Source organism: Advenella sp. (genome assembly GCF_052108595.1).
Taxonomy (GTDB): domain Bacteria; phylum Pseudomonadota; class Gammaproteobacteria; order Burkholderiales; family Burkholderiaceae_B; genus Advenella.
Map to the genome: position 1 here is coordinate 24,433 of NZ_JBQEAU010000015.1, position 21,268 is coordinate 45,700.

Consider the following 21,268-nt stretch of genomic DNA (forward strand, 5'->3'; position numbering starts at 1 on the left):
ACCAAAAACGGGACATGAATGACCAATCATCTGCATTGGGACGATGCCAGGGTATTTCTTGCCCTGGCCAGAGCGGGCACGCTGACACGCGCAGCCAAGCAACTTGGCGTGGGAACGGCCACCATGATTCGCCGTCTTGATCGGCTCGAGTCCGCATTGGGTGTAAAACTATTTTCCCGGCATCAAAATGGCTACTTTCTCACTGATGAAGGGCAGAATTTGCTGAATCGTGCAGAAGGCCTGGAACAGGCAGGACAGGCATTTGGGGCGACAGCCATGCATGAAGTCGCGGGACACGTGCGATTGGCAACAGCGGAGAATCTGGCCAACCCGGTCATCATTCCAGCGCTCGAGCCTCTTTATGAAGCGCATCCAGGTCTCACGCTAGAGTTAATAACCGGAACACAAACCGTGAATCTGCATCGCCGGGATGCAGATCTTGCCGTGCGGATGGTCAAACCAACCCATGGCAACGTAACACTTAGACGGATAGGTACATTGGGGTTCGGCCTGTATGGTTCTGCTACTTATTTGGCAACGCGAAGTACCACCGCCACATCTTCCATACACGAATCCGATAGCTTGATCGGGTGGGTGGAAACGCACAATCATCTACCATCAGCGCAATGGATTACCCGGGTGTTAGCAGGTCGCCCTGCCAAACTGATGACCAGTAACCTGAGCAGCCAGTTAGCTGCAGCTCAGGCAGGTCTTGGGTTGGCCGTGCTGCCCCACTTTCTGGCGCGACAGTCTGGTCTTCAATGCGTCATGCCTCAATTGGGAGTGGATCAGCAAATCTGGCTTGTTATGCATAGCGATCTCGTTCATTCAAGAAGGATCAGGGTTGTGGCAGATTATCTAATAACGCATTTTGAAAAAAATGCGGATAGCCTGGCGCATGCTGAATCCTGACATGAACACCCCACCGACACGACACGACACGACACGACACGACACGCAAATTCGAGCACGATATCGTAGTTGGGCGTGTCTTCGGCCAAAGCCCGCCATGTCCCAGTCTTTAAATCGCGCCCGGAGAAATTCAATCATCTGCCGTTATTCTGCCCTTCCATTTCAAACCCGCCTGACACCCACGCCGTAATGAACATGGCGCTCACACGTGGACGAATCGACGCTTTACGCCCATGGTGAATAGAGGCACATTGATGAACGAATCACCCGTCGTGCAGATGCGTAAAATTTATTGCTTTTTTCTCATCGTAACAATATGATACGAGCTGCTCGTATTCACCAGTTCATTTTTCATGATCCCTTCCGAACACATCGCTTTGCTGGTTTCCAATAAACTTGGCGACGCCCTGTTGCTCCTTCCGTTGGCCCACAATCTGGTGCGTAGCGGCCATCGGGTCACCGTGTTCGGACGACAGGCGCATGCACTGGCCTCGTGGTTGCCGGGTCTGGAAGTGCGGCCTCTTCCTTCCGAAGGCGTGTTGGCATTGACTCAATTTGACAGCCTGTTCCAGATGGATATTGATCAGCCCATCGTGCTTGATCCGCACAACTGCCCGCGCCCGCTCAACTCATTGACCTTGTGGTTGCGCCAGCAGCCGGCACAGCCCAGGCTTTTTCTGGACGAATTACGCCATTTTGCCAGAGCCGTTTATGGTATTGAAGACTGGTCCAGCGCCTGCGGCCTGGTTACCCAGCATCCGGAGCGCTGGGGGCGAAACCGCAGACGTATTGTGATTCATCCGACCGCCGGGTCAGCGGAACGCTATTGGTCAGATTCCAAATTTATAGAATTGGCGCGACGCTTGTGTTGCGATGGCCATGACGTTGCCTTTGTCGTTGAAGAACGCGAGGCTGCGGCATGGCAGGCTGCCGCGCAGGGACAACCTTTTACTGTGAATCATTTTGCATCGCTGCAGGCGCTGGGCGATTTCATCCACGAGTCGGGCTATCTGATCGGTAACGATTCAGGCATTGGCCATCTGGCCTCGGCCCTGGGTGTGCCAACCGTCACAATTTCCCACCGGCCCCGTAATATGTTGCGCTGGCGCCCCCAATGGGCGCCGGGTGTGATCGTGCCGCACTTGTGGTTGCCGCTGCGAGCATGGCGTCGCAAGTACTGGCGCTATGCAGTCACGGTCGCTGCGGTCACCCGGTCATTGCGCCAACTGCAGCAAATGGAAGCGCGCAACGACCGGTCAACCGTACCGGCTGCGCCGGAGCTGGTAGAGGCAGTGGCGACCGACATACCGCCAGCATAGCAATACGCCAGATACCCTGCATTCATGCCCATATCGTTACGAGATGAGGATATCGTTCACATACTGGATTTGTCGACGCGTTGTATGGCGTCGCTTATGCCGGTCCTGCGATGAAGCAGACCCATCACGGCATCAGCAACGCGGCAACATCTGCCTCCCTTTGCCCGGCCTTTTCAACGACCTGGCGGCGTGAACTATTCTTTTAAAGTATCGGCCCAGTCTGCAATGACATTGGCCGTCTCGATCGGCTTTTCAGCCGGCAGGGCATGACTTGCATTTTCGATCACTTTGACCGTTACCCGATCGCCAAATTCCTTTTTCAATTCTTCACGCGAGGCTGGCGGACGAAAGGGATCAGCTCCGCCTTGCAGATCGAGCATCGGCACTGTGCCGCCGGCCCACCAGTCATCCCGATTGGTCAGTTTGCGAGCCGCGCGCTGGCTTTTGGTCACCGCCTGATTCCAGCCCTCAAGCCAGGGCTCCGGGTTGCTACCCTGCGCAAAAAAAGCCAGCTTTAAGCCGTCAAGACGTTGCTCGCGCGAGGATGCAGGATCATTGATCATCGTAATGGCTTCGCTCAGCTCTTTCGGCCAGGACTTGGCACCCGCCGCAACAAGAACGACACCGCGCGCCAGCTCAGGGTGGTCCGACGCAATCGTACGGGCAATCCAGTTGCCATATGCATGGCCCGCGACAATGGCTTTGTCTCCCTCGTTGCGAATGACGGCGGCAAAGTCCTTGGCAAAATCATGAAAGGAAACGCCTTGCATTGGACCATGACTGTCGCCGATACCGCGCGGTTCCGGCCGCAGCACGCGGTAACCCCGTTGCGCCAGGCGCTCGGCCAACGGACCAAACTCCTCGGTTCCCCGCCCTGTTGATGCAATCAGCAGAACAAGTGGCCCTTTTCCTTGTGCGTGATAGCTAATCGTCGCGGCGCCGTTCTTCACCGACTTGACGGCAGCCTCCTCTGCGCGCGCAGACCCCATACCGATCATTGCAATGGCGCCAACAGCAAGGGCCGCAGCCCGAAACTTTATTCTCATCTCTACTCTCCCATTATTATGTATGACAATTACTCAAGCGAAGTTAATCCGGTAAAACTTGTGGCTAACCATCTTTCAAGGCAGCAGGAACGCATCGCATCCGGCACCTGATATTGCGGCTCTTTGCTTCTGAAAATGGTTGCTCCGTTTTATTTGTTGATGAGGTCTCAAAGCGTCATGCATATCGCTTATCACGCATGTCACTTGTCATGCCTATCGTTTGTTACTGTTATGAGAACCTGGGTCAAATGCGCCTGCGAGCTCGCGAGCACAGCGGCACCCGCGAACTATCGGATCAGCATATAAAAACCAGACTGGCAATCTCATGACTGTGTGTCCTTTTGCACTTTTCCTTTGCACCGCAGCCCCCGAATTGATCCAAGCAACTGTTGGGCGCTAATGACGGATGGCATATTTATTGATCAATGCGATGCCCGCTCATCCTAACTGCTTTCTGTTTTAATGTCAATAAGCTATGTTATTGACCTTTTTATTGAATAACTGTAATTTCAATATCTGCTATAGCGAAGGTATCTTGTATTTCAATACCGAATTTAGTACCATATTTTCACAAACAGTACTGTTAAAGGAGGCTGTCGTGCAAAATACCGTAACCATTGGCGAAATCAAGCGACGTGGTATGGCCGCCATTGAAGACGGGCTGCGCCACGGTCCGGTACATATCATTAAACGCAACAAATCGGCTGCCGTTGTGCTGTCTGAAGAGCAATACCAATCTCTCGCTGGCGGGCACCAGCCAACAAGCCCCGGCATGACAGCATTACAGTGGCTGTTGATGCAACAATCTACCGGCACCCGCGAAAAGGCAGAAATCGACGCATCGCAAATAGAGGAGCGGGATTGGTGATTGCATTTTTTGATGCCAGCGCCCTTATCTACCTGATCGAGGGAAAAGAACCTTTTGCAAGCCGAGTACGCAGCCAGATTTCTGAAGCAACCCAGGCTCACCCAAATATGAGGGCGGCAGTCAGCCGTCTGTCCTGGCTCGAGTGTCGTGTGGGCCCCATGAAGAACAATGATGCAGCAACCCTGGCGTTATTCGACGCTTTCTTTGCTCGACCGGATCTTGTATGGATTGAACCGAACCAAGCAGTCGTGGAGCTGGCCGCAGCTATTCGTGTGCGTCATGGACTACGTACACCAGACGCCCTGCAGGCAGCAAGCTGTCTTCAACTGGGCTCGCGCCATCTGTTACTGTCTGGCGATACTGTGTTCCAGCGGGTTCAGGGTCTGAATGTCACGGTGCTGAGCTAAGCATAAGTAAAAATTTGCTGCGCTTTGCACGGTCGCAGCATGCAAATAATGGATTTGCGAACACCGGCTTGCTGATGTGTCCTTCAGATTAAACGGGCTCTGGCAAACAAACAACCAGGCCTGTTGCGCAACATCACTCCGCCAGCCTGTCTGCCGAAGCTAGCAGGCCCTGTAAAATACTGTCGGCCAGCACCTGCGAAAACGACTTGGGCAGCCGGGCCCGCACAGCACGCACAACCGCGGGTGTTCGGGCCACAAGGTCATCCACAACCGCTTGTGCGCCGCGCCCGTCAGGCGTTACCACGCCATATCGCTCGCCCACATTCAACCAGTGCCGTCGCTCGATTGTTCGCATCAGGTAATGCGCGTTTTTTGAGCGCACGGCCATCGCCATTTTCACTCTGAAGGGCGACAGCTTGCCCTTGCCTTCTCCCAGAAAAGGCAGAACGGAAAGGATGTCATATAGCGGCGTGAGTTCATAGCCTCCACCAGGCCTGAGAAAAACGCTGAAATTTTTCGCATGACCATCGGACGCCCACAACATCCAGAAGAGTATTTGCGACTGGAAAAAAATACGTTTATCACGTTCAGAATAAAGAGAGGTGTCTAGCATCCTCATGATGCGATCCACGCCAGGCCCGCCGTCGGCTTCATATTTCAAATGCGGTGGGGTTGCCGTGATCTGGCAAAAATCTTCCTGCGGCAGCCGGACCAGCCACGGCTTTTGCTCACCATCGGCAATCCAGGTTCGATCGAATCGCGTCACCGACAACACCTTCATATCTTCGAACTGCAGCGGTTCGCATTCGGCTACTGGCAGCCCGTATGTGCGCAGGATCTCGGCACAAAGCCATTCGTTTTCGACAGACTCGCTCAGATCCAGTTTCATATTCCCGACCAGCCCCATTGGCAGCTTGAAAATATGGGTCGTGGGTGTCGCGCCGTGTGGCCGGCACCATCGGCCCTGGAAGTGCAACAGGGCCGTTTTTTCCTGCGCACCGGCAATGGAGATGCGCAAGTCTTGCGCATCGGAACCGGCTGCGCCAGCCAGGGGACCGGGATTGAGCGTATCGCGCAACAAGCGAGCGACCTCGGCCTCGCTCAAAGGCGTGGCCTGAACAGCGTTTATCGCCTCTGGCTGCATGCCTTCGGGGAGCAATTGCAGGGCACCCACGCAATCGCGGCCCACCTGCATCAGTAAGTCAAATGCATCGGTGGAGCCGGTCTGGTACCGACGCGCCACCCGTTGGCGAATTTCTTTGCTGTCAGGTAACAGATTTTCGAAGTAAGCCCGCACGGCCTCGCCTCGATGTGGCGGATTGCCAGGCGCAAAAGGAAGAGACAGGGAAAGCGCCCGACCGCGCGCCGAGGTCACCCAGCTATCGGCATATTGCAGGACCTCGCCGTCGCCTGGCCGGGTATGCCAAGTCCCCACATAGTCTGCGTTCATCCACAGCCCGAGTGCGCGAGCATGAGAGCGTCTGCCCATGGCGCTACCAGGCCGACGGAGCTACGCCGTCTGAGCTGTTGGGCTCACCACTTTTGCGCAGCACAAGATCCACACCCAGAATGCTGAGCAATCGCAACAATCGATCTGCGCTCACGGTGTCGGCGTGACGCTCCAGTGCAGACAACGTCTGCTGCGTTACGCCCAGCCGAAGGGCGGCTTCACTTTGCGTGAGTCCGGCCTCCTTGCGAAATGCCTGCAGCAGCATGGGCAGCTGTGCCGATGTATGAACAGTATAGTCACGCATGCATACCTCCCTGAGGTTTTACAAATTATAAGCTGTAAATTTAAAATACAGCACTTAGATTGTATTACCAGTATACATATTATAGATTGTATTTTCAATCTACAACTTATTGGCTGTATTGTGTATTTAGAGATGCACGCAGGCAAAAGTACGGTTATGTCGCAATTTCGCCTTCCATTGGCAATGATTAACCGCTGATAACCACTTCCACACCCTGTTGCCGAATCGCCTGCAACACCGCCTGATCGGCAGCAGCATCGGTGATCAGGCGCTCTACCTGCGACCAAGGACAGATACGAAAGCTCGCAAAGGCGTTAAGCTTGGTATGGTCTGCCATGACCGTGGTGCAACTGGCTGCAGCGATAAAAGCCCGATTCATGGAAGCATCTTCGCTGTCCCGCATGAAAATACCCGCGGCAGATACCGCATGCACGCCCAGAAAGGCTTCGCGAATCTGAATGCCGGATAACACATCATTATCGGCGCGCTCTATAGTGGCCTGCTTGCGCGGATCCAGGCGCCCGGCCAGTACATACACATGGGCAAGATGACTTTGCCCGGCTGCCGCGGCAACCGTCAAGCCATTGGTAATCACATGCAGATCCTGATGACCGCTGAGCGCCTGCGCCAGCGCGTGGGCGGTCGTCCCGGCATTGATGAGAATGCTGTCGCCGTCAGAAATATATTGCATGGCGCATTCGGCAATGGCTGCCTTTTCAGCCGATTGCTGACGGTGCCTTTCGGCATAGTTGTACATCTCGTAGCGGGCATTGCCTTCGGCCAGCACCTCTTGTGAGGCCACTGCCCCACCGTGGGTGCGTTCCAGCAACCCTTTTTCACCCAACTCAAGCAAATCGCGCCGGATGGTGATCGGCGACGTTGAAAATGCACGTGCCAAGTCCCGCACCGTCACGGCGTTGGTTTCCTGCATACGCGCCAGAATGCGCTGTTGACGTTCGACTTTGAGCATATATGATCCATTTTGGCTGAGAACCACTACCATAACTTGAACAATCGTGATTCTAACCGATAGAAAAAAAAATCGCAATTGATCGTTTATGTTCATATTCATGTCATATTTGATCATTAAAGTGGGCGTCATGACACCACATTCCACATATAAAACGATCATCTTTGATCTGGACGGCACACTTCTGGACACCTGGCCCAGCCTGCTGCAGGCCGTACGCACGGTCACTCCCGGGGTAACGAGCATAGAACCTGCAGCATTGCGCCTGGCACTAAGCCAGGGGATCGGCGCTATGTTCGCGCGGGCTACTGACCAAATGGAACTGGACGCTGACGCGGCGCAAGCAACCATGCGCGACATGGAGCGCGCGTATTTTGGCCATGCACTCTCTGCCGCCGTGCCTTACCCGAACACAGATCATACGCTGACCCAATTGCAAGGGGCTGGCTTCACGCTAGCACTGTGCACCAATCGCGATCGCGCTTCCACGCTGGCCCTGCTGGACCAGGCAGGCTGGCGGTCACTTTTTTCACATATTCACTGCCTGGATGATGGCCTGCCGCCCAAACCGGACCCAGCTGCCATCCTGGCTACCTTAGCGCATCTCCAATGCCCGCTGCGGGATGCATTATTCGTAGGCGACTCCTGGATCGACGCGCATTGCGCGGCACAGGCTGGCGTCGACTTTGCAGCCCATCTTGGCGGCTACCACACTCACCCGGGTGAACTGGCCCCTGCCGTGCTGAGCTACCGTCATACGCGTGAACTCAGTCAATGGCTGGCCGAACGGTTCGCCCTTCTACCGGAATTGAATCATGACTGATATTTTCCTTGACCACATCAGCAAGTCTTACGGCAGTACTACCGTGCTTGACAAGCTATCGCTCACCATACGCAATGGTGAATTTCTAACCCTGCTTGGCGCTTCCGGTTGCGGAAAATCAACCCTGCTCAAACTGCTGGCAGGGCTGGAAATGCCGGATACCGGAACGATCAGAAAGGGGGATGCGGATTTACTGACGCAATCGCCCGGCCAAAGAGACTGCGCCATGGTGTTCCAATCCTATGCGCTCTATCCTCACATGACAGTAGGCGACAATATCTGCACCCCGCTTTATATGCGCATGCTGCACTTTGCACAACGACTGCCGGGAGCACGCTGGATCAGTCCGGCAACGCGCCGCAAAACCCACGACGCGCAAAAACAGGGACGAAAAATTGCCGAGATCCTGGGTATTGCCCACCTGTGGGATCGCAAGCCCGTGCAGCTTTCCGGCGGACAGCGCCAGCGTGTCGCGCTGGCGCGTGCGATGGTGCGGCGCCCCTCCCTGTTCCTGTTCGATGAACCCCTGTCGAATCTGGATGCCAGCTTGCGCCAGTCGTTGCGCAGCGAAATCCGGCAACTGCACGATGAACTGGGCGTCACCTTTGTCTATGTCACGCATGACCAACATGAAGCCATGTCCATGTCAGATCGTATCGCGGTGATGAAGGGCGGTCACATCCTGCAACTGGGCACGCCCCAGGAAATTTATCACACCCCCAGCCATACCGATGTGGCCGCCTTTGTAGGCGCGCCTCGGGTCAACTTCCTGGCAGTCACGCAGAATGCAGCAGGCCATGCCTGCCTGCAGGATCAGCCACTGCACGATTTCTTTCCAAGGCATGCCGCACAACTGGCATTTCGTCCGCAGCAGGCCTTGCTGACTGCCTCGGACGATACGCTGAGCGTCAGAGGCAGAATCACCCTGGTCGAATTCACGGGACCAGAATGCATGGTAACAATGCAGACGCCGGCCGGTGAATCTGTCGTCGTGGTGCTCGATACGGCGCCACATTTGAAAATTGGCGAAGTACTGCAGGTGCATGTGCCACACGAAGCCTGGCACGTGTTCGATGCTCAGGGACACAGTTTGCGCTCAGACAGGCAATGCCTGTCATTGGCAGCCTAGGAGATCCGTATGCGTATCAAGCCACTGCAACTGTCGCTGTTACTCGGCCCCTGCCTGGTTCTGACTGTATTGCTATTGATCGTGCCGCTGCTCATCGTGGCGCTCATGTCTTTGACGGACTGGCAGTTCGGCGCCAGCTCCTGGAACTGGGTCGGGCTAGGCAACTACGTCGATCTCTGGAATGACCCGACCTTTCGCAAAAGCTTTGCCAACACAGTCTATTACCTGGTCATCGTATCGGTGTGCTCAATTGGAGTCGGGCTGGGCGTTGCCTTGCTCATCGAATCCCATGAATCCTTGCGCGGCTTTTACCGCACTGCCTTTTTCATGCCGGTTGCCTCCACGCTGATTGCCATGGCTGTGGTATGGCAATTTCTCATGCATCCCACCGTGGGTTTTCTGAATAAAGTGCTGTCATGGTTTGGCATCGGCCCCCAGAACTGGTTGAACGATTATGACCTGGCCCTGCCGTCACTGGCTGCCATCGGGATCTGGCAAATGTCGGGGCTGGCCATGGTCATGTTTCTTGCTGGTCTGAAAAATATTCCAATGGAGTTGCGCCATGCCAGCCTGCTTGACGGCATGCGCCATCCGCTGGACCGCCTGCTGCGACTGACCCTGCCCATGCTGGGGCCAACCATGCTGTTCGTGGTTACCGTCTGCTGCATTCGTTCACTGCAGGTTTTCGATACCGTGCATGCGCTCACTCAGGGCGGGCCGAACAAGTCGACCGAAGTCCTCCTGCATACGATTTACGCCGAAGGTTTCAATTTTTTCCGCATGGGTTACGCAGCAGCCATCGTGCTGGTGTTCGTCGCCTGCATTTTCATACTCACCTTGATCCAGCAGATTGGCATGGAAAAACGGACCCATTACCAATGAAAAATCCAATGCACGCTTCGCTTTCCTGGCAGATATTCCGACATGTCGTACTGATGGCGGGAGCCGCAGTCTTCCTGCTGCCCTTTGTCTGGATGCTGTCCACTTCCCTGAAACCTGCAGATGAAATTTTTCGCGAAGGTTTTCATTTGTTGCCACAGCATTGGGCAGCAATCGAAAACTATACGAAAGCGCTGACCCAGGTTCCCCTGCTTCGCTATTTATTCAATGGCGTGGTGGTCTGTGCGGGCATCCTGATTCTGCAAATTATCGTCGCGCTGCCAGCCGCCTATTGCTTTGCCAAGCTGCAGTTCCGGGGCAAACGCCTTGCCTGGGGATTGGTACTGATGTCGCTGATGATTCCCTTTCAGGCGACGGCCATCCCACTCTACATTCTGTTATATCACGCAGGACTGCTGGACACCATGGCCGCACTGATCATTCCCTTTATCGCGTCCGGGTTCGGTATTTTTCTGATGCGCCAGTTCTTTATGGGCGTGCCCAATGACCTCATTCATGCTGCCCGTCTTGACGGCATGAGCGAGTTCGAACTGGTCTGGCGCATCATGATGCCGGCAGCCATGCCGGCGCTGATCGCGTTCTCGATATTTTCGGTGGTCTGGCACTGGAACGATTATTTCTGGCCGCTGCTGGTCATCAATACCGCTGACCTGGCCACGCCGCCGCTCGGAACGATGTTCTTTAAGAATGAAGAAGCGGGGACCGATTTCGGACCGCTGATGGCGGGTACCGTCATCATCACACTACCATTACTGCTGTTTTTTCTGTCCGCGCAGAAGCGCTTTATCGAAGGTGTCACCCTCTCGGGTGTCAAAGGTTAAACAAAGGAATTCATCATGCGAACCAAAAATCTATTGCGCGCCCTGGCGTGCCTGTCCCTGACAAGCAATGCGGCCCATGCCGCCAAAATTGAACTCATCGTCGACTACCCCTATCCTGATGTGTTCAATCAGGTACACGCGGAAATTGCCAAACGCTTTACCGAAAAATTTCCCGACTATACAGTCAAGTTCCGTGCGCCTACACCGGAATATGAAGAGGCTACGCAACAGGCATTGCGCCATGCCGTTACCAAACAACTGGCCGACGTGTCCTACCAGGGCCTGAATCGCCAGCGTGTTTTTGTCGATCGCAATATCGCAGTGGAACTGACTCCGTTCATCAATGCGGAAAAAGACTGGGCCCAAAGCGGCTACAGTCCCGCCCTGCTCTCGCTGGGCCAAGTCAACGGCAAACAGGTGGGCATCGGGTTTTCGCTCTCTACCCCCATTGTTTACTACAACATGGATTTGCTGAGCAAAGCCGGCGTCAAAGCGGATGCGCTGCCCAAGACCTGGGACGAGATCATCGCCATCGCCGACAAATCACGCAAGGCCAACCCCGGCACCAATGGGCTGCATTACGACTGGGAAATTACCGGCAACTGGTTATGGCAGGCCATGGTTTTCTCCAAAGGCGGCACGATGCTGAACGCCGATGAAACCAAGGTAATGTTCAACGATAAAATTGGCCAGGAATCCATTGCGCAGATGGGCCGCATGGTCGACAACGACACCATGCAGAATCTGCGATTCAAGGACGCAACCCAATTGTTCGTAACGGGCAAACTAGCTGTCCTTTCATCATCTACGTCGCGGTTGTCGAGCATTGCCGAGCAAATCGGCGACAAGTTCAAAATGGTCACGGGTTACTTCCCCATCTATGGCGAGCAAGGAAAAGTTCCGGCCGGCGGCAACGTGGCCATGATGTTCACCAAAGACCCGGAGCGCCAGAAGGCAGCCTGGGAATACATTAAATTTGCCACAGGGCCCGAGGGCGCCACCATCATGACAAAAGGAACCGGCTACTTCCCTGCCAACACATTGCCCATTGACGATCCGGCCAAGCTCAAAGGCTACTACGATGCCAACCCCAACCAATACACGGCTGTCAAGCAGATGCCCTGGTTAACCGGCTGGTATGCTTTCCCCGGAGAGAACGGCCTGAAAATCACCGATGTCATCAATGACCGTCTGCAAACCGTGTTCGATAAATCGGCCCAACCACAGGCGGCCCTGGAAGCCATGGCGCAAGACGTGCAAAACCTTCTCAAGTGATATGACAATCATGAAATTCATCCATCTGACAGATACGCATCTGGTTGCTGATGCCGGTGTCCTGTACGGCACCAATCCAAAGCAACGCCTGCAACAAGCCGTAAAGCACATGCTCGCGCACCAACCCGACGCGCAGGCCGTTGTGATTACCGGTGACCTGACGCACTACGGGCACGCCCAGGCATACGTCCATTTGCGCGAATGTCTGGCGCCATTGAGCATGCCGGTATACCCCATCCTGGGCAATCACGATAGCCGGCAGCAGTTTCGACATCACTTTGCACATATCGATACCGACGAAAACGGGTTTGTTCAATATGTCCGTGATTTCGGTCCTACCTTGCCTTGTTTCTCGATACCAACGAACCGGGCGTACATTGGGGCGTCTATTGCGAGACCCGGGCCAACTGGCTGCGCGCACGCCTGGCCGAATCGAGCAAACCGGTGCTGCTGTTCATGCACCACCCCTTCTTTCCAATTGGCATTCGAAGTATGGATGCACTTTCGCTCCTGGAGACGGCACCTTTTTTCGGTGCGATTGAGGGTTTTGAACATCGCATCCGACAGGTCTTTTTCGGCCACATCCATCGGCCGATTTGCGGAACCTTCCGAAGCATGGCGTATTCCACCCTGCGGGGCACCAATCATCAGGTGGCGCTTGACCTGCATGGGGATGAAAGCTGCATCCATGGCAGTCATGAGCAACCTCAGTACGGCGTCGTTCTGCTCAATGAAGAACAGGTCCTGATCCATGCCGAGGATTTCCTGGACAGCGACCAGCGCTTTCGGCTGCATGAAATGGCCGACGATACCACCGCTGCCGCCTGATTGCCGAACAGCCTTGCTCATCAAGGCGAGGCCCGGTAAAAGCCGATGTATCTGTAGTTGGCATGTTTGTATATACCTCAAGGGTATATACAAACAGCTATCCCATCCAAGACAATTGACGCCAAGCCCGTGCATCCGTCCTGGGTTGCCCGGCTGGCACATCGGCCATGCCGATCGTGATTGAAGTGCACTGCCTATATCACCGACAACGATATTGAACAATTGTCGCTTCCCTTCCCTGGCCCTGTGAAAAACCTGCAACGTTCTTAAACAACCGCTGGCATCAGGTATCTGCTAATCAGGCATCTGCAATATTGTTCCGTTAATGTTGTTTCCGTTAATGGCCGCCGGATCCTGAACGCCTTTTATTTGCACCACAGGGGATAACATCAAACGGGCACTGCCGTCGGTAAACAAGCCAGTCAGGCCCCGCGCTTGCGTATAATACGATCTCCATTGATATTGTCCATAGCCGTCAGCGTTGGCTGACCATGACGATTGAAATCGGCGTCTGGTTTGACCGGCCTCCGGCTTAACATATGCCAGTTCCGCATCCGTGAATCCACAATCACTTCAACAGGAATTTCCCCGTGCTTCATATCATTATGGCGGTCATTGGTCTATACGTCAGCGCACGCGGCATCTGGCCGCTTTCGCTGAGCCTGACCGCCAAAATCGTGTTGACCCTTGCCGTCCTTTGCATCGCCGAACATCATCTGATCACCCGAACCTGGTTTGGCTCCATGGCCTCGCCGGAGATTCCTGGCGCGGTATTGATGCTGCTGGGCTGGCTATTTAGCACGCTACTTCTGCTGGGTTTTTTCATTGTCATAAAAGACCTGCTGGGGATGGTGACCTATCCCGTATCGGCCGCCACCGGTCGTGTGCTGCTCGCCTCGCCGCGGCTGCTTGTTGCCATCACCATTATCACCCTTGTGATAGCCGCCATCGGCGTCTGGAATGCGGTGAAAGTGCCGAAAGTGAAGACGATTGAAATTGCGTTGCCGGACCTGCCCGCAGCCTTTGATGGTTTTCGCCTTGTTCAATTGACCGATTTGCATGCCAGCCGGCTGCTTCAGCAGCCATGGATGGCCGCTGTTGTTGACCGGGCCAATGCACTCAGCCCCGATCTGACTGTCATCACCGGTGACATGGTCGATGGCTCACCACAGGCCAGAGCCAGCGACGTCAAGCCACTGCAATCGCTGACAGCCAAATACGGTGTACTGGCCATACCAGGAAACCACGAATATTATTCCGGATACCAAAGCTGGCTGTCGGCATTCAATGGCCTCGGGCTACGCATGCTCATTAACCAGCACGTTACCATCACCCACGAAAATCAGCAGATTGTGGTGGCAGGCATCACCGACCACGCGGCCAGCCGCTTTGGTCTTCCCGACCCGGACATCGCGGCGGCCCTGGAGCAGGCGCCGGCAAACAAAACCGTCCTCCTGCTTGCCCACCGCCCGATAGGTGCGTCTGCTCATGCACAGGCCGGCGTGTCGCTGCAACTATCGGGGCACACACATGGCGGCCAGATTTTAGGCGCGCACGTGCTCACCAAAATGGCCAATGACGGATTCGTCAATGGCTTATATGACGTGGATGCCATGAAAATGTACGTCAGCATGGGAACGGGACTGTGGAACGGGTTTCCGATCCGGCTGGGACGCCCGTCCGAAATCACACAGATCGTGCTTCGAACCAAAAGTTGAACAAGGCTGCCAAGTTTGAATAATCCACCGGCTGGCCGGACACACGCAATACATGCCTGGCCATATCGGCACCTTGCGGATACAAGACCGGCTGATGCCTTATAGAACAGATTCCATCATAGCTCCGAATAAAGAGATTGATCAATCTGCTCACCGACCTGCCGTACATTCCGGACAACGTCAACAACATCTCCCCGCCTGCCGCAATCACCTTCCTGAAAGATTACATATGTGAACTGCACGCCGGTAAAGCCTGCGCCTAGCCTGACGCAGTTCATGTCCTCTCTTCATGTCCTTTGCTCATGAAATTGTCATAAATTTCTTTTGTGATTTTTCACAAAATATTACACCGCCTTGTCATTATTTTTATGGTAAAGTGATTTTCAGCTAATTGTAAGATTCAATATTCTGCTTACACTAGGCGCCACCGGTGGATCCATCATTGCCGGTGTAGACAACATTGAGCGCAGCCCTTCTAGGCAACTGCCCAAGCCACGCCAATCATGCCCTTTCTGTCCACGTCTATTGACGGGACATTATCTGCAGCACCCTTCGCAGCACCTCGATATCCAGACGCCACGGCGTATTTGCGCGCAGCATTCGTCTTTGTTTGACATTAATTTTGTTTGACAGCAAGGGATTCAGATGACCAATCTCAGCCAGAACCAGGCCAGCCCCCAGCCCCAGCTTTCTGTTTTTGACGCCGTCACTATTGTTGTCGGATTAGTCGTAGGGATCGGAATCTTTCGTACGCCCTCGATTGTTGCGGCCAATGTTGCCTACGAATGGCTGTTTATCCTGGTCTGGATTGTTGGCGGGCTTATCACACTTGTGGGTGCCCTGTGCTACGCCGAACTGTCTGCGGCGCACCCTCATGCCGGTGGTGAATACCATTTCCTGTCGCGCGCCTACGGTCGCTCCGTTGCCATGATGTTCGGCTGGGCGCGCTGCACCGTGATTCAGACCGGCGCCATCGCGGTGGTCGCCTTCATGCTCGGCGACTACGTGGCGCAGATTGCGCCCCTGGGGCCCTACGGCCCTTCGATCTATGCGGCCGTCTCCGTTATTGTCCTGACCGGAGTCAATTTTATTGGCACAACCGAAGGCAAGAACCTGCAAATTATCGTCACCTTCATCGAAATTGCAGCGGTCGCCGCTATCATTCTGGTTGGGCTTCTGGGCTCGGGACAGGCGCCGGAACCAACGCAGGCGAGCGCCCCGGAAACGGCCGCCCTTGGCATGGCCATGATATTCGTGTTGCTCACCTATGGCGGCTGGAACGAAGCGGCCTATTTGACTGGCGAACTCAAGGACGCGCCGCGCAACATTGCCAAAGTGCTCACGCTGGGCACCTTGATTCTGGTGACGCTTTATGTCCTGACCAACCTGGCGCTGCTCTCGATTCTGGGCCTGGACGGGCTGCGCGCATCCAATGCCGTTGCCGCAGACATGATGCACGTGGTCGCTGGTGAGCCCGGCAAAATCGCAGTAACCCTGGCCATTATCGTCGCGGCAATCTCTACCCTGAATGCGACTATTTTTACCGGCGCCCGGGTTTTTTATGTGATGGCGCGCGACATGACCATCCTTCGGTGGGTTGCCGTCTGGGACAGCCGCGGCAAAACCCCTGCCAACGGCCAGATTCTGCAAGGCACCATTGCTCTGGCGCTCATCGCCATGGGAGCCATCACCCGTGATGGTTTCAAAGCCATGGTGGACTATACGGCACCGGTTTTCTGGGCTTTCATGCTGCTGGTCGGGCTATCGCTGTTCGTGCTTCGCTGGCGCTATCCTGAGCGCGCCCTGCCCTACAAAGTCCCCTTGTACCCCATCACACCCATTCTGTTTTGCCTGACCTGCCTGTACATGTTCTACGCCAGCGTCGTTTACACGGGCGTGGCCGCGCTGATCGGCCTGGGCGTGCTGGCCGCGGGCGCTCCCATTCTCCTGTTCCGGATCAGGGACGATCAGGAGCCGGACAACCCACAAGCACAAACTGAAATTACCGCTCTGAAGTAATCATCTCAACAGGAGAGAATCGATGACTATGCCTGCAAAACCCCTGGTCGCCGCGATACTGCTCACCATAATGGTGAGCTCACCTCTTGCGGCACAATCCGCCCCCTCTGCGTCCGACAACAACGCAGCCGCTGAACAATATACGCCGTCTGTCGGGCAACAGGGCAAGGACGTCATATGGGTGCCGACCTCACAAGCGCTGATTGACCGCATGCTTGAGATGGCCCGGTTGACCGCAAATGACCGGCTAGTTGATCTGGGCTCGGGCGATGGCCGACTGGTCATCACCGCTGCCAAGCGCGGCGCAATCTCGCGTGGCATTGAGTTCAACCCGGACCTGGTCACCATATCAAAACGGGCGGCACAAGCAGAAGGCGTGGCGCAGCAAGCAACCTTCGAACAGGCAGATATCTTCGAATCCGATTTTTCAGATGCCTCTGTGGTCACGCTTTTCCTGTTACCCAGCCTGAATCTTCGCTTGCGTCCGACCTTGCTGGACATGAAGCCCGGCACGCGGGTGGTTTCCAATTCATTTGCAATGGAGGCTTGGGAGCCGGACGAATCAGTAGAAGTAAAAGAGAACTGCACCAATTACTGCCATGCTTATAAATGGATTGTTCCGGCCAAGGTGGCCGGTACCTGGAAACTAGGCGAGCGTGAACTTCAGTTGAAGCAGACGTTCCAGATGCTGGACGGAACGCTGAGCGATGGCGCCGACAAACGGCGCATCAGCAATGCGCGCTTGAACGGGGCGAACATTACCTTTTCCGTTGACGGCCAAACATACTCGGGCAAAGTAGATAATAAACAAATGCGCGGAACGATAAACGGCAAATCTGACTGGACGGCGCGACGGGTATCCATGCAGTAAGATGCGATAAACATCTGAGCTGATAAACACGTTCACGCCTGAGATAGCCGCAAACCGCTAGATCACAAAGGCCCTCACCCCAGCCATCACAGCATGCTAATATTTGCCAAGAGCCAGTATTTCTTCTCTATAGAACAGTAAACAGGTGTCCAATGACTACAGTGCGTACACGCAGCCAGAAGCGTGAAGATTTTTTTCAGTTGCATCAGACCGGCTGCTTCACCATCCCGAATCCCTGGAATATCGGTACCGCAAGGTGTCTGGAACAGATGGACTTTGCCGCGCTGGCATCGACCAGTTCCGGACATGCCTATGCAAATGGCATGCCCGACGGAACACAGTCGCTAGATATGGTTCTGGCCCATCTGAGCGAGTTGGCTGCTGCTGTGAATATTCCGCTGAATGCCGATTTCGAAAATGGCTATGCCGATGATATAGAACAGATGCAGCAAAACATCATCAAGTGTGTTGCGACCGGTGTTGCGGGGCTGTCCATTGAAGACGCGCCGCAGGGTGGCGCTGATGGTTTATATGATGTTACCGTGGCGGTCTCGCGCATCAGCGCGGCGCGCGCAGCCATTGATCAGACCGGAGAGCGGGTGCTGCTCACGGCCCGGACCGAGGGCTTTATACGTGGGGCACCCGATCTTGAACAAACCACCCGGCGCATTGCTGCATTCGTCGAGGCGGGCGCAGACTGCATCTACGCCCCCGGCATAAAAACCGTGGAGCAGATCAGCGCAGTCGTCAAGGCAGCCAATGGCGTCCCCGTCAATGTATTGTGCGGCAGTGCGATGAGCATGACGGTTGCCGAGCTTGAACAACTCGGCGTGCGTCGGGTCAGCGTAGGTGGAGCGCTGGCGCGCGTGGCCATGGACAGCTTTCTGCGGGTCGCACAGCAGATCGCGCAGGAAGGCAGGTTCGACGGCTTCGGCGGCATCATTGGCGGCGCGCAGCTGGATCGCCGGTTTGCGCGTCAATCCGACTAGCACAATTGCAGTGCAGTGCGTATGCGGCCGAAGTAGATATGCCGACCTCGCATGTCATTAAAGATTTCGGATAGGGCATCTAATTAGATCAGCATCGATATGCGCTACCCTTGCCCATATCGATTGGTCTATTCCCGTGCAGTGACAGCCTGCAGTTCATGCGCAAATCGCAGCACAGTCACGCCCACCTTCAACTGACGCAGGGACGGCATGACCAGAACACAATTGTCATAAGGCGTGACGATAGGCTTGTCGTTATCCTTGCCAATCTGCGTGCCTGCATGCGCAATACACTCCATTCCCTGATATGGCTCGGAAAACGACAAGAATTCTGACCTCGCCACGACCGGCGCAGTCACTTGCAACACCGTTTGCGGCCCTTTGTGCGCGAGCGTCCAATGACCCGGCAGGTCGGCGGCACCCACGATGCCCGACTCAAGCAGAAAATGCGCGACCACGTTTCGCGCCGTGTCGACAGAAGACGGATCGCCGTGATACCCGCATTCGATCAGCAATGCCAGCGCCTGCGATTGCGGATCGCCAAATTGGGCGAAGTCGCGCATGCGCGTGCCGTCCTTGTGCCCTGCATCCATAATCACATGTTGCGGCACACCCATTCGCTGTGCCAGATCCACATTGCGTTTCAACATTCCGGTCATCATCAGTGGCAGGCTGGGTTCATGCATGGAATGGATATCAAGCAGCCAGTCTGCCGCCGCAACCCATTTTCTCAGTTCGAGCGCTCGCCGGCGTTCCTGCGTGACTGGCTGCTCCAGTTTGTCGCTGGCCCAGACACGGTTCATGTCTTCGTCAACAAAACGGGCGGCATCGTGCGCGGCCACATCCAGCGTATCGAATGCAGCCAGATTGCAAAACGCCAGCACCAGCCGGCCTTTTTTCGGTCGCAAGCCAGCGGCCAGCAGTTCCTTCAACGCCCAGGCGCCACAGATTTCATTGCCATGGATCAATGCCGTGATCAAGAGCGTGGGGCCGGCATTGCCCGAATCAAACGCCCATACGCCTGGTGTATCGGTATTGCCCAGACGCTCTGCAGACAGGTCCGGCACCGCAATCTCAAACCCTGTACTCATGGCCGCCCCGTTGCAATATGGGCCGTTTCGGCAAGTTTCTTGAATTTATTGTGCTCTGCCTGAAAGAATGAGGCCAGGTCGGGCTGCGCGCGCATGACATTGCTGCCGGTCGTTCGGTATTTCTCCTGAAATGCCGGGTCCGCCAGCACCTGCTGCAGGCTGGTCTGCAATTTTGTGACCACCGCTTCGGGCATGCCTTTGGGGCCGAACAGCCCAAACCAGACGCTGATGTCCATGGCCTTGAGAGCAGGATTTTCAGCCAGTGCCGGAATATCGGAGGCAAACGAAGAACGTTTTGCGCTGGTTACGCCGATAGCCGTTATCTGGCCCGACTGTATTTGCGGCAACGCCGAAGACAAGGCAAACACGCCCAGAGGAAGGCGCCCGCTGGTCAGATCTGTTACCAGGGGGGCAACGCCACGATAAGGCACATGCAGAAACTTGGCCCGGGTTTCGGCGTTGACCATTTCACCTGCCATATGCAACGAGGTGCCTACCCCGGATGAGCCATAGCTGTAGCTGTCCGATTTTGCCGACGTAGCCACTTTGACCAGATCAGCGGTGTTCTTGATATCGGTCTTTTTGGAGGCGGCCAGCACCAACGGCTGATCACCGATCAGGCCAATGGCCTGCAAATCAGTAATACCGTTATATTTAACCGCCGGATTCACCAGACTGGCAATCACAATTTCATTGAGCGAGCCCACCAACAGCGTATAGCCATCCGGTTTGGCGCGAATCACTTTTTGAGCGCCGATTGTGCCGCCTGCGCCACCCAGGTTTTCAACCACCACATTGGCGCCTATTTTTTTGGCCAGCGTTTCGGCCACCACCCTGCCATTAAGATCGACGCTGCCGCCGGCCGGATATCCCACCACAATCGTGATGGGGCGATCCGGGTACGTCGACGCCGCTGCAGCCTGGCCGCTTATTGGCAGCAAAACAAACGCACACAGGGCACAGGATGCCGTTCGCTTAGCTTTATTACTTAACTTTTTCATGACAATGTCTCCGTTGAAATTCTTATTGCCTCTATACTAAAGGCTGAAAAACACCATCATTGTGCTTTTATTGCACAATGACGTGCAAAATAAAACAGCAAGGGCCTGTTGCGCAACGCTCTGTTTCAACCAGTCAGGCACGCTTCGAACCCCTATTGATACGGTGGCTTTCCCATGGCAGAAACCAAACTTCTGAAAGACCTGATCGCTTTATCCAAAACATGCAGTTTTACCAAGGCGGCAGAGTTGCGCAACGTGACCCACCCTGCTTTCAGCCGGCGCATCAGGGATCTGGAACACTGGGCCGGAGCAACACTGGTTGATCGCAGCAAAATTCCCGTCAGACTCACGCAGGAAGGGCGCGAACTGCTGGTGACGGCCGAATACATCGTTGCCAGACTCAACACAGTGAGCAAGAAATTAAAATCACCCGGGCAGGATACGAGCCATGCGTTGCGTATTGCGACCGGCCGCTATCTGGCCAGCACGCTGGTGGCGGACTGGGCCTGCGAAATGTCAGATGTCAT

At 55.2% G+C, this 21,268-nt stretch carries 21 protein-coding genes and 1 pseudogene; 16 read left to right on the forward strand and 6 right to left on the reverse strand.

Annotated elements, in window-relative coordinates; all coding sequences use genetic code 11:
* Positions 1–18 precede the first annotated feature (18 nt).
* Both ACTIKR_RS04545 and ACTIKR_RS04550 read left to right on the forward strand, forming a co-directional pair.
* A complete protein-coding gene (locus ACTIKR_RS04545; protein WP_193087372.1) occupies positions 19–912 on the forward strand; it encodes a LysR family transcriptional regulator in 894 nt (297 codons plus the stop codon).
* A 353-nt stretch (positions 913–1,265) separates the two neighbouring features.
* The gene (locus tag ACTIKR_RS04550; RefSeq protein ID WP_193087371.1) at positions 1,266–2,231 is read left to right on the forward strand and encodes a glycosyltransferase family 9 protein; all 966 of its coding nucleotides are present in this window, start codon (positions 1,266–1,268) and stop codon (positions 2,229–2,231) included.
* Between the two features lie 194 nt (positions 2,232–2,425).
* On the opposite strand, the gene ACTIKR_RS04555 is transcribed toward ACTIKR_RS04550, so the two are convergent.
* The gene (locus ACTIKR_RS04555) at positions 2,426–3,277 is read right to left on the reverse strand and encodes an alpha/beta fold hydrolase (protein ID WP_193087370.1); all 852 of its coding nucleotides are present in this window, start codon (positions 3,275–3,277) and stop codon (positions 2,426–2,428) included.
* Positions 3,278–3,875: 598 nt separating this feature from the next.
* On the opposite strand from ACTIKR_RS04555, the gene ACTIKR_RS04560 reads away from it, so the two are divergent.
* Together ACTIKR_RS04560 and ACTIKR_RS04565 are read left to right on the forward strand one after the other, a co-directional pair.
* On the forward strand, positions 3,876–4,145 hold the full coding sequence (locus tag ACTIKR_RS04560; protein ID WP_193087369.1) for a type II toxin-antitoxin system Phd/YefM family antitoxin: 270 nt from the start codon (positions 3,876–3,878) through the stop codon (positions 4,143–4,145).
* Positions 4,142–4,552, forward strand: coding sequence for a type II toxin-antitoxin system VapC family toxin (locus ACTIKR_RS04565; protein WP_442327229.1), 411 nt, complete (start codon positions 4,142–4,144; stop codon positions 4,550–4,552). Before ACTIKR_RS04560 ends, ACTIKR_RS04565 begins: the two co-directional genes overlap by 4 nt.
* Before the next feature lie 133 nt (positions 4,553–4,685).
* Here ACTIKR_RS04565 and ACTIKR_RS04570 read toward each other — a convergent pair whose 3' ends face one another.
* From ACTIKR_RS04570 to ACTIKR_RS04580, 3 genes are all read right to left on the reverse strand, one after another.
* Complete coding sequence (locus ACTIKR_RS04570; RefSeq protein ID WP_193087367.1) at positions 4,686–6,041, reverse strand: type II toxin-antitoxin system HipA family toxin; 1,356 nt, start codon at positions 6,039–6,041, stop codon at positions 4,686–4,688.
* Positions 6,042–6,045: 4 nt separating this feature from the next.
* Complete coding sequence (locus tag ACTIKR_RS04575; RefSeq protein ID WP_193087366.1) at positions 6,046–6,306, reverse strand: helix-turn-helix domain-containing protein; 261 nt, start codon at positions 6,304–6,306, stop codon at positions 6,046–6,048.
* A gap of 187 nt (positions 6,307–6,493) precedes the next feature.
* Positions 6,494–7,276 carry a DeoR/GlpR family DNA-binding transcription regulator gene (locus ACTIKR_RS04580; RefSeq protein ID WP_226816471.1) on the reverse strand — a complete coding sequence of 261 codons (783 nt, stop codon included), beginning with the start codon at positions 7,274–7,276 and terminating at the stop codon, positions 6,494–6,496.
* Positions 7,277–7,376: 100 nt separating this feature from the next.
* Between ACTIKR_RS04580 and ACTIKR_RS04585 the strand changes: the two genes are divergently transcribed.
* From ACTIKR_RS04585 to ACTIKR_RS04635, 11 genes and pseudogenes are all read left to right on the forward strand, one after another.
* Entirely contained in the window at positions 7,377–8,099 is a 723-nt protein-coding gene (locus tag ACTIKR_RS04585) for an HAD family hydrolase (protein WP_193087365.1), read from the forward strand.
* Positions 8,092–9,228: an ABC transporter ATP-binding protein gene (locus ACTIKR_RS04590; RefSeq protein ID WP_193087364.1), complete on the forward strand. Its 1,137-nt coding sequence runs from the start codon at positions 8,092–8,094 to the stop codon at positions 9,226–9,228. The genes ACTIKR_RS04585 and ACTIKR_RS04590 overlap by 8 nt, the downstream gene beginning before the upstream one ends.
* A 9-nt stretch (positions 9,229–9,237) precedes the next feature.
* Complete coding sequence (locus tag ACTIKR_RS04595) at positions 9,238–10,110, forward strand: carbohydrate ABC transporter permease (protein WP_193087363.1); 873 nt, start codon at positions 9,238–9,240, stop codon at positions 10,108–10,110.
* Entirely contained in the window at positions 10,107–10,949 is an 843-nt protein-coding gene (locus ACTIKR_RS04600) for a carbohydrate ABC transporter permease (protein WP_193087362.1), read from the forward strand. The genes ACTIKR_RS04595 and ACTIKR_RS04600 overlap by 4 nt, the downstream gene beginning before the upstream one ends.
* 15 nt (positions 10,950–10,964) lie before the next feature.
* Entirely contained in the window at positions 10,965–12,224 is a 1,260-nt protein-coding gene (locus ACTIKR_RS04605) for an ABC transporter substrate-binding protein (protein ID WP_193087361.1), read from the forward strand.
* A gap of 10 nt (positions 12,225–12,234) precedes the next feature.
* Positions 12,235–12,537: pseudogene (locus ACTIKR_RS04610) on the forward strand (metallophosphoesterase); the annotation flags it as partial.
* A gap of 32 nt (positions 12,538–12,569) precedes the next feature.
* The gene (locus ACTIKR_RS04615) at positions 12,570–13,052 is read left to right on the forward strand and encodes a hypothetical protein (RefSeq protein ID WP_226816524.1); all 483 of its coding nucleotides are present in this window, start codon (positions 12,570–12,572) and stop codon (positions 13,050–13,052) included.
* Positions 13,053–13,642: 590 nt separating this feature from the next.
* Positions 13,643–14,770: a metallophosphoesterase gene (locus ACTIKR_RS04620; RefSeq protein WP_193087360.1), complete on the forward strand. Its 1,128-nt coding sequence runs from the start codon at positions 13,643–13,645 to the stop codon at positions 14,768–14,770.
* A gap of 645 nt (positions 14,771–15,415) precedes the next feature.
* Positions 15,416–16,789 carry an APC family permease gene (locus ACTIKR_RS04625; protein WP_193087359.1) on the forward strand — a complete coding sequence of 458 codons (1,374 nt, stop codon included), beginning with the start codon at positions 15,416–15,418 and terminating at the stop codon, positions 16,787–16,789.
* 22 nt (positions 16,790–16,811) lie between these two features.
* Positions 16,812–17,660 (forward strand): SAM-dependent methyltransferase, encoded by an 849-nt coding sequence (locus ACTIKR_RS04630; protein ID WP_193087358.1) that lies wholly within the window; start codon positions 16,812–16,814, stop codon positions 17,658–17,660.
* A 152-nt stretch (positions 17,661–17,812) separates the two neighbouring features.
* Positions 17,813–18,649, forward strand: a complete 837-nt coding sequence (locus ACTIKR_RS04635) for an isocitrate lyase/PEP mutase family protein (protein WP_193087357.1) — start codon at positions 17,813–17,815, stop codon at positions 18,647–18,649.
* Between the two features lie 128 nt (positions 18,650–18,777).
* Here the strand turns inward: ACTIKR_RS04635 and ACTIKR_RS04640 are convergent, their stop codons facing one another.
* Complete coding sequence (locus ACTIKR_RS04640; protein WP_193087356.1) at positions 18,778–19,740, reverse strand: succinylglutamate desuccinylase/aspartoacylase domain-containing protein; 963 nt, start codon at positions 19,738–19,740, stop codon at positions 18,778–18,780.
* A complete protein-coding gene (locus ACTIKR_RS04645; protein WP_442327230.1) occupies positions 19,737–20,741 on the reverse strand; it encodes a Bug family tripartite tricarboxylate transporter substrate binding protein in 1,005 nt (334 codons plus the stop codon). Before ACTIKR_RS04645 ends, ACTIKR_RS04640 begins: the two co-directional genes overlap by 4 nt.
* Before the next feature lie 174 nt (positions 20,742–20,915).
* On the opposite strand from ACTIKR_RS04645, the gene ACTIKR_RS04650 reads away from it, so the two are divergent.
* The coding region (locus ACTIKR_RS04650; RefSeq protein WP_442327231.1) for a LysR family transcriptional regulator at positions 20,916–21,268 on the forward strand (353 nt) is incomplete at its 3' end.

Excerpts from the sequence above, each read along its gene's own strand:
- ACTIKR_RS04630 (WP_193087358.1), top strand. The coding sequence starts at position 16,812 with ATGACTATGCCTGCAAAACCCCTGGTCGCCGCGATACTGCTCACCATA.
- ACTIKR_RS04570 (WP_193087367.1), bottom strand. The coding sequence starts at position 6,041 with ATGGGCAGACGCTCTCATGCTCGCGCACTCGGGCTGTGGATGAACGCA.
- ACTIKR_RS04605 (WP_193087361.1), top strand. The coding sequence starts at position 10,965 with ATGCGAACCAAAAATCTATTGCGCGCCCTGGCGTGCCTGTCCCTGACA.
- ACTIKR_RS04555 (WP_193087370.1), bottom strand. The coding sequence starts at position 3,277 with ATGAGAATAAAGTTTCGGGCTGCGGCCCTTGCTGTTGGCGCCATTGCA.
- ACTIKR_RS04595 (WP_193087363.1), top strand. The coding sequence starts at position 9,238 with ATGCGTATCAAGCCACTGCAACTGTCGCTGTTACTCGGCCCCTGCCTG.
- ACTIKR_RS04625 (WP_193087359.1), top strand. The coding sequence starts at position 15,416 with ATGACCAATCTCAGCCAGAACCAGGCCAGCCCCCAGCCCCAGCTTTCT.
- ACTIKR_RS04550 (WP_193087371.1), top strand. The coding sequence starts at position 1,266 with ATGATCCCTTCCGAACACATCGCTTTGCTGGTTTCCAATAAACTTGGC.
- ACTIKR_RS04635 (WP_193087357.1), top strand. The coding sequence starts at position 17,813 with ATGACTACAGTGCGTACACGCAGCCAGAAGCGTGAAGATTTTTTTCAG.
- ACTIKR_RS04590 (WP_193087364.1), top strand. The coding sequence starts at position 8,092 with ATGACTGATATTTTCCTTGACCACATCAGCAAGTCTTACGGCAGTACT.
- ACTIKR_RS04580 (WP_226816471.1), bottom strand. The coding sequence starts at position 7,276 with ATGCTCAAAGTCGAACGTCAACAGCGCATTCTGGCGCGTATGCAGGAA.
- ACTIKR_RS04585 (WP_193087365.1), top strand. The coding sequence starts at position 7,377 with ATGTCATATTTGATCATTAAAGTGGGCGTCATGACACCACATTCCACA.
- ACTIKR_RS04545 (WP_193087372.1), top strand. The coding sequence starts at position 19 with ATGACCAATCATCTGCATTGGGACGATGCCAGGGTATTTCTTGCCCTG.
- ACTIKR_RS04575 (WP_193087366.1), bottom strand. The coding sequence starts at position 6,306 with ATGCGTGACTATACTGTTCATACATCGGCACAGCTGCCCATGCTGCTG.
- ACTIKR_RS04600 (WP_193087362.1), top strand. The coding sequence starts at position 10,107 with ATGAAAAATCCAATGCACGCTTCGCTTTCCTGGCAGATATTCCGACAT.
- ACTIKR_RS04645 (WP_442327230.1), bottom strand. The coding sequence starts at position 20,741 with ATGAAAAAGTTAAGTAATAAAGCTAAGCGAACGGCATCCTGTGCCCTG.
- ACTIKR_RS04640 (WP_193087356.1), bottom strand. The coding sequence starts at position 19,740 with ATGAGTACAGGGTTTGAGATTGCGGTGCCGGACCTGTCTGCAGAGCGT.